The organism is Serratia marcescens, assembly GCF_001902635.1.
Taxonomy (GTDB): Bacteria; Pseudomonadota; Gammaproteobacteria; order Enterobacterales; family Enterobacteriaceae; genus Serratia; species Serratia marcescens_F.
The window spans coordinates 110,718-117,502 of sequence record NZ_MJAO01000018.1 but is presented as its reverse complement, the minus strand read 5'-3'; the positions used below and the strand labels follow the sequence as shown (position 1 = coordinate 117,502).

The following is a 6,785-nucleotide window of genomic DNA, read 5'->3' as shown; positions in this document are numbered from 1 at the left end:
ATTATGGCGCTTTTATCACCACTTGAAATGCAGGGGCAAAAAAGTGATTGACGCCTATAACCGCCAGCAGTAAGATGCGCCCCGCATCGGCGAGTAGCGCAGCTTGGTAGCGCAACTGGTTTGGGACCAGTGGGTCGGAGGTTCGAATCCTCTCTCGCCGACCACATTCGAAAAACCTGCTTTTTAAAGCAGGTTTTTTTTCGCCTGAAGTTTATGAGGATGAGCACCTCCGCAGGAGGTTCGAGCCTCGCGTAGCGAGACAACGTTGCTTCAGCAACGGCCCGCAGGGCGCGCATCAGAGATGCGCGTAATCCTCTCTCGCCGACCACATTCGAAAAACCTGCTTTTTAAAGCAGGTTTTTTTTCGCCTGAAGTTTATGAGATTCGCTCTTCTGCGGACACACCCGGCCTCGTTTGAGCAACGGCCCGCAGGGCGGCGTCACCAAGGCGTCAATCCTCCGCCTTGGTGAAAAGTATTTATCCTTTGCGATTAACTAATTCACATTCCTTATTCCCACTAGGCTCTTTGTTTTATATTTAAATAAATTCACGCTTGCAGAATAAAACCCGGTTGATAGCGCTCTTGTTTTCACGTTTTTTTTACCTATAGTCTGAATAGACGAAGCGGGAATGATTATTTTCGCTGAGTGGTGAAAGGCTGTGTTTATTTATTGACTTTAATCTTCGCAGATTATTGCGGAATCATTTCGCTTCGGCAATGTATGGCGACGATTAACTCTTTTATGTTTATCCTCTTGGAATAAAGGAATCAGTTATGCGCAAATTTAATAAACCGCTGTTGGCGCTGTTGATCGGCAGTACGCTGTGTTCCGCGGCACAGGCCGCCGCACCGGGCAAACCGACCATCGCCTGGGGCAACACCAAGTTCGCCATCGTTGAAGTCGATCAGGCGGCCACCGCTTATAATAATCTGGTGAAGGTAAAAAATGCCGCCGATGTTTCGGTCTCCTGGAATTTATGGAATGGCGACACTGGCTCTACGGCAAAAATTTTATTAAATGGCAAAGAGGTATGGAGCGGTCCTTCAACCGGTTCTTCCGGCACGGCGAATTTTAAAGTAAATAAAGGCGGCCGTTATCAAATGCAGGTGGCGTTGTGTAATGCCGACGGCTGCACCGCCAGCGACGCTACCGAAATTGTGGTGGCCGACACCGACGGCAGCCATTTGGCGCCGTTGAAAGAGCCGCTGCTGGAAAAGAATAAACCGTATAAGCAGAACTCCGGCAAAGTCGTCGGTTCCTATTTTGTTGAGTGGGGTGTTTACGGGCGCAATTTCACCGTCGACAAGATCCCGGCGCAAAACCTGACCCACCTGCTGTACGGTTTTATCCCGATCTGCGGCGGCAACGGCATCAACGACAGCCTGAAAGAGATCGAAGGCAGCTTCCAGGCGCTGCAGCGTTCCTGCCAGGGCCGGGAGGACTTCAAAGTTTCGATCCACGATCCGTTCGCCGCGCTGCAAAAAGCGCAGAAGGGCGTCACCGCCTGGGATGACCCCTACAAGGGCAACTTCGGCCAGCTGATGGCGCTGAAGCAGGCGCGTCCCGACCTGAAAATCCTGCCGTCTATCGGCGGCTGGACGCTGTCCGACCCGTTCTTCTTCATGGGCGACAAGGTGAAGCGCGATCGTTTCGTCGGTTCGGTGAAAGAGTTCCTGCAGACCTGGAAGTTCTTTGATGGCGTGGATATCGACTGGGAATTCCCGGGCGGCAAAGGCGCCAACCCGAACCTGGGCAGCCCGCAGGATGGGGAAACCTATGTGCTGCTGATGAAGGAGCTGCGGGCGATGCTGGATCAGCTGTCGGCGGAAACCGGCCGCAAATATGAACTGACCTCCGCCATCAGCGCCGGCAAGGACAAGATCGACAAGGTGGATTACAACACCGCGCAGAACTCGATGGATCACATCTTCCTGATGAGCTACGACTTCTACGGCGCCTTCGATCTGAAAAACCTGGGGCATCAGACCGCGCTGAATGCGCCGACATGGAAACCGGACACCGCCTATACCACGGTGAACGGCGTCAATGCGCTGCTGACGCAGGGCGTCAAGCCGGGCAAGATCGTGGTCGGCACCGCCATGTATGGCCGCGGCTGGACCGGAGTGAACGGCTACCAGAACGCTATTCCGTTCACCGGCACCGCCACCGGGCCGGTCAAAGGCACCTGGGAGAACGGCATCGTGGACTATCGCCAAATTGCCAGCCAGTTTATGAGCGGCGAGTGGCAGTACACCTACGACGCCACGGCGGAAGCGCCTTACGTGTTCAAACCTTCCACCGGCGATCTGATCACCTTCGACGACGCCCGCTCGGTACAGGCTAAAGGCAAGTACGTGTTGGATAAGCAGTTGGGCGGTCTGTTCTCCTGGGAGATCGATGCGGACAACGGCGATATTCTCAACAGCATGAACGCCAGCCTGGGCAACAGCGCCGGCGTGCAATAATCGGTTGCAGTACGTTGCCGGGGGATATCCTTTCGCCCCCGGCTTTTTCGCCGCCGAAAGTTTTTTTACGCTGCACAGATTGTGGTCATGCCCTGCCCAAAACGCGGTCATCGGACTCACCCTTTTGGGTAATCTTTCAGCATTTCCTCCTGTCTTCAACGGCGATCACAAAAATAACCGTTCAGATCTTCAGCATTCAGCAACAAAGTTTTTGCGTTTTTTAGCGGAGTTAAAAACCAGTAAGTTTATGAGGGTCAGACCAATGCGCTAAAAATGACCGCTTAGCATAAATTTTCATGCTGTAACTGTTAACAAAAGGTTTTTTTTATGTTTGTTTGCTGTTTCTCACAGTCTGCGCAAATCCCCACTGGTTATATTGACGACACCCCAAACAGTTGGCAACTTGATAGCCTCAGGGGTAAGAGCGAGAGCTGTTTGAGTGAATTCCACGCGCTCAGACGTCCCCGCCGCGATGCGTTCCATCCGGCATTCTCGCGCCATACTCTTCCTGCCTTCGGGCGCTGACCGCACAGGCCACGCAACAAAAAATACAGGTCTGGCGGCAATTACACACATCACATCACACAATGGAGCACTAACGATGACACGTTCCTTGGGTAAATCGGGGGTTTTGAAATTCGGCCTTGGGCTGATCGCGCTGACCGTGGCGGCCAGCGTGCAGGCCAAGACGTTGGTTTACTGTTCTGAAGGTTCCCCGGAAGGGTTCAACCCGCAGCTGTTCACCTCCGGCACCACCTATGACGCCAGCTCGGTGCCTATCTACAACCGCCTGGTCGAATTCAAAATCGGCACCACCGAACTGCAGCCGGGCCTGGCTGAGAAGTGGGACGTCAGCGAAGACGGCAAAACCTACACCTTCCACCTGCGCAAAGGCGTGAAGTGGCAGAGCAGCAAAGACTTCAAACCGACGCGCGATTTTAACGCCGACGACGTGGTGTTCTCCTTTGAGCGCCAGTTAGATGCGAACAACGCCTATCACAAAGTGTCCGGCGGCAGCTACGAATACTTTGAAGGCATGGACATGCCGAAGCTGATCGCCAAGATCGAAAAAGTGGACGACAACACCGTGCGCTTCGTGCTGAACCGCTCGGAAGCGCCGTTCCTGGCTGATCTGGGCATGGACTTCGCATCCATCCTGTCCGCCGAATACGCCGACGTGATGATGAAAGCAGGCACGCCGGAGAAAGTTGACCTGAACCCGATCGGCACCGGCCCGTTCCAGCTGCTGCAATACCAGAAAGACTCCAAGATCCTGTACAAAGCGTTCGACGGTTTCTGGGGCACCAAGCCGAAGATCGATCGCCTGGTGTTCTCCATCACGCCTGACGCCTCCGTGCGCTACGCCAAACTGCAGAAAAACGAATGTCAGGTGATGCCGTACCCGAACCCGGCCGATATCGCCCGCATGAAGCAAGACAAGTCCATCAACCTGATGGAACAGCCGGGCCTGAACGTGGGTTACCTGTCGTTCAACGTCGAGAAAAAACCGCTGGATAACCTGAAGGTGCGCCAGGCGTTGACCATGGCGGTCAACAAGCAGGCGATCATCGACGCGGTCTATCAGGGCGCGGGCCAGGCGGCCAAGAACCTGATCCCGCCGACCATGTGGGGCTATAACGACGCGGTGCAGGATTACGCTTACGATCCGGCCAAGGCGAAAGAGCTGCTGAAAGAAGCGGGCATGGCCGACGGTTTCAGCATCGACCTGTGGGCGATGCCGGTACAGCGTCCATATAACCCGAACGCGCGCCGCATGGCGGAAATGATCCAGGCCGACTGGGCCAAGATCGGCGTGAAGGCCAAAATCGTGACCTATGAGTGGGGTGAATACCTCAAGCGCGCCAAAGCGGGCGAGCACCAGACGGTAATGATGGGCTGGACCGGCGACAACGGGGATCCGGATAACTTCTTCGCCACGCTGTTCAGCTGCGCGGCGGCGAAAGACGGCTCCAACTACTCCCGCTGGTGCTACAAGCCGTTTGAAGATCTGATCCAACCGGCGCGCGCCGAATCCAACCATGACAAGCGTATCGAACTGTACAAGCAGGCGCAGGTAGTGATGCACGATCAGGCCCCGGCGCTGATTGTCGCGCACTCCACCGTGTACGAGCCTGTACGTAAGGAAGTGAAGGGCTACGTCGTGGATCCGCTTGGTAAGCATCACTTCGAGAATGTCTCTGTAGACTGATTCCGACCGCTTAACCGGAGACGCACGAATGGACTTGCAGGGGCGCAACAGGTTTGCGCCCCTGCTGACCAGTCTCCGGCGTATGGCCGTCGAATCGTTCAAAGGCATGTGAGCGTTAATAAGCCTGGCGGACGATGAGCTGCCGGGCATTGATACAGAGAGTTCGGGATATGTTGCAGTTCATACTCCGACGTTTGGGGTTAGTTATCCCAACGTTTATCGGCATTACGTTGCTGACTTTTGCATTCGTCCATATGATCCCCGGCGACCCGGTGACCATCATGGCCGGGGAACGCGGTATCTCCGCTGAACGCCACGCGCAGTTGATGGCGGAAATGGGGCTGGACAAGCCGCTCTATCAACAATATTTATCCTACGTGTCCAACGTGCTGCACGGCGACCTGGGCACCTCACTCAAAAGCCGCATCCCCGTCTGGAGCGAATTCGTTCCGCGCTTCCAGGCCACGCTGGAGCTGGGCTTCTGCGCGATGATCTTCGCGGTGCTGGTGGGCATCCCGGTCGGGGTGTTGGCGGCGGTCAAACGCGGGTCGATATTCGATCACACCGCGGTGGGCATTTCGCTGACCGGCTACTCGATGCCGATTTTCTGGTGGGGCATGATGTTGATCATGCTGGTGTCGGTGCAGCTTAACCTGACGCCGGTGTCGGGGCGCATCAGCGATACGGTATTCCTCGACGACAGCCACCCGCTGACCGGCTTCATGCTGATAGACACCCTGATCTGGGGCGAGCCGGGCGATTTCGTCGACGCGGTGATGCACATGATCCTGCCCGCCATCGTGCTGGGCACCATTCCGCTGGCGGTGATCGTGCGCATGACCCGATCCTCGATGCTGGAGGTGTTGGGGGAAGACTATATCCGCACCGCGCGCGCCAAGGGCGTGAGCCGCATGCGGGTGATCGTCATTCACGCGCTGCGCAACGCGCTGCTGCCGGTGGTGACGGTGATTGGGCTGCAGGTCGGTACGTTGCTGGCCGGCGCCATTCTGACCGAAACCATCTTCTCCTGGCCAGGATTGGGCCGCTGGCTGATCGACGCGCTGCAGCGCCGCGACTATCCGGTGGTGCAGGGCGGGGTGCTGCTGGTCGCCTGTATGATCATTCTGGTTAACCTGCTGGTAGACGTGCTCTACGGCGTGGTCAACCCGCGTATTCGCCACAAGAAATAAGGGGCGCTCTTATGTCTCAAATCGCTGAGTCTGTAGTTAAAGGTGCGCCGAAGCCGATGACCCCGTTTCAGGAGTTCTGGCACTATTTCAAGCGCAACAAAGGGGCCGTGGTCGGCCTGATTTATATCGTTCTGATGCTGGTGATCGCGCTCGGCGCCGGGCTGCTGGCACCGCATGCGCCGGCGGAGCAATTCCGCGACGCGCTGCTCAAGCCGCCGGTGTGGCAAGAGGGCGGCAGCTGGCAATATATCCTCGGCACCGACGATGTGGGCCGTGACGTGCTGTCGCGCCTGATGTACGGCGCGCGCCTGTCGCTGTTGGTCGGCTGCCTGGTAGTGGTGCTGTCGCTGATCATGGGCGTGGTGTTCGGCCTGCTGGCCGGTTACTTCGGCGGCGTGGTGGATGCGGTGATCATGCGCGTCGTCGACATCATGCTGGCTCTGCCGAGTCTGCTGCTGGCGCTGGTGTTGGTGGCGGTATTCGGGCCGTCGATCGTCAACGCCTCGTTGGCGCTGACCTTCGTCGCTCTGCCGCACTATGTGCGCCTGACGCGCGCGGCGGTGCTGGTGGAGGTTAACCGCGACTACGTTACCGCCTCGCGCGTGGCGGGCGCCGGCGCGCTGCGCCAGATGTTCGTCAATATTTTGCCTAACTGCCTGGCGCCGTTGATCGTTCAGGCTTCTCTCGGTTTTTCGAACGCCATTCTGGACATGGCCGCTCTCGGCTTTCTGGGCATGGGCGCGCAACCGCCGACGCCGGAGTGGGGCACCATGCTCTCCGACGTGTTGCAGTTCGCGCAAAGCGCCTGGTGGGTGGTGACCTTCCCCGGCCTGGCGATCCTGCTGACGGTGCTGGCATTCAACCTGATGGGGGACGGCTTGCGTGACGCTCTCGACCCCAAACTCAAGCAGTAACAGAG

4 protein-coding genes, 1 tRNA gene and 1 other RNA gene are annotated in these 6,785 nt (G+C 57.1%); all 6 read left to right on the top strand.

Features of this window, described 5'->3' with window-relative positions; genetic code table 11:
* Positions 1-87: 87 nt before the first annotated feature.
* The 6 genes from BHU62_RS18070 (at position 88) to dppC (ending at position 6,780) form a co-directional block, all read left to right on the top strand.
* Positions 88-164, top strand: a tRNA-Pro gene (locus BHU62_RS18070).
* Between the two features lie 35 nt (positions 165-199).
* A non-coding RNA gene (locus BHU62_RS18065) (RtT sRNA) lies at positions 200-328 on the top strand.
* Positions 329-775: 447 nt separating this feature from the next.
* Entirely contained in the window at positions 776-2,467 is a 1,692-nt protein-coding gene (locus tag BHU62_RS18060; protein ID WP_073533241.1) for a glycosyl hydrolase family 18 protein, read from the top strand.
* A 601-nt stretch (positions 2,468-3,068) separates the two neighbouring features.
* A complete protein-coding gene (gene dppA / locus BHU62_RS18055) occupies positions 3,069-4,676 on the top strand; it encodes a dipeptide ABC transporter periplasmic-binding protein DppA (RefSeq protein ID WP_073533239.1) in 1,608 nt (535 codons plus the stop codon).
* 170 nt (positions 4,677-4,846) lie between these two features.
* Positions 4,847-5,866 (top strand): dipeptide ABC transporter permease DppB, encoded by a 1,020-nt coding sequence (gene dppB, locus BHU62_RS18050; RefSeq protein WP_073533232.1) that lies wholly within the window; start codon positions 4,847-4,849, stop codon positions 5,864-5,866.
* A gap of 11 nt (positions 5,867-5,877) precedes the next feature.
* Positions 5,878-6,780, top strand: coding sequence for a dipeptide ABC transporter permease DppC (gene dppC / locus BHU62_RS18045; RefSeq protein ID WP_073533231.1), 903 nt, complete (start codon positions 5,878-5,880; stop codon positions 6,778-6,780).
* Positions 6,781-6,785 lie beyond the last annotated feature (5 nt).

What these genes read in the sequence shown, in the direction of transcription:
- dppC (WP_073533231.1), top strand. Translation starts at nt 5,878, where the DNA reads ATGTCTCAAATCGCTGAGTCTGTAGTTAAAGGTGCGCCGAAGCCGATG.
- BHU62_RS18060 (WP_073533241.1), top strand. Translation starts at nt 776, where the DNA reads ATGCGCAAATTTAATAAACCGCTGTTGGCGCTGTTGATCGGCAGTACG.
- dppA (WP_073533239.1), top strand. Translation starts at nt 3,069, where the DNA reads ATGACACGTTCCTTGGGTAAATCGGGGGTTTTGAAATTCGGCCTTGGG.
- dppB (WP_073533232.1), top strand. Translation starts at nt 4,847, where the DNA reads ATGTTGCAGTTCATACTCCGACGTTTGGGGTTAGTTATCCCAACGTTT.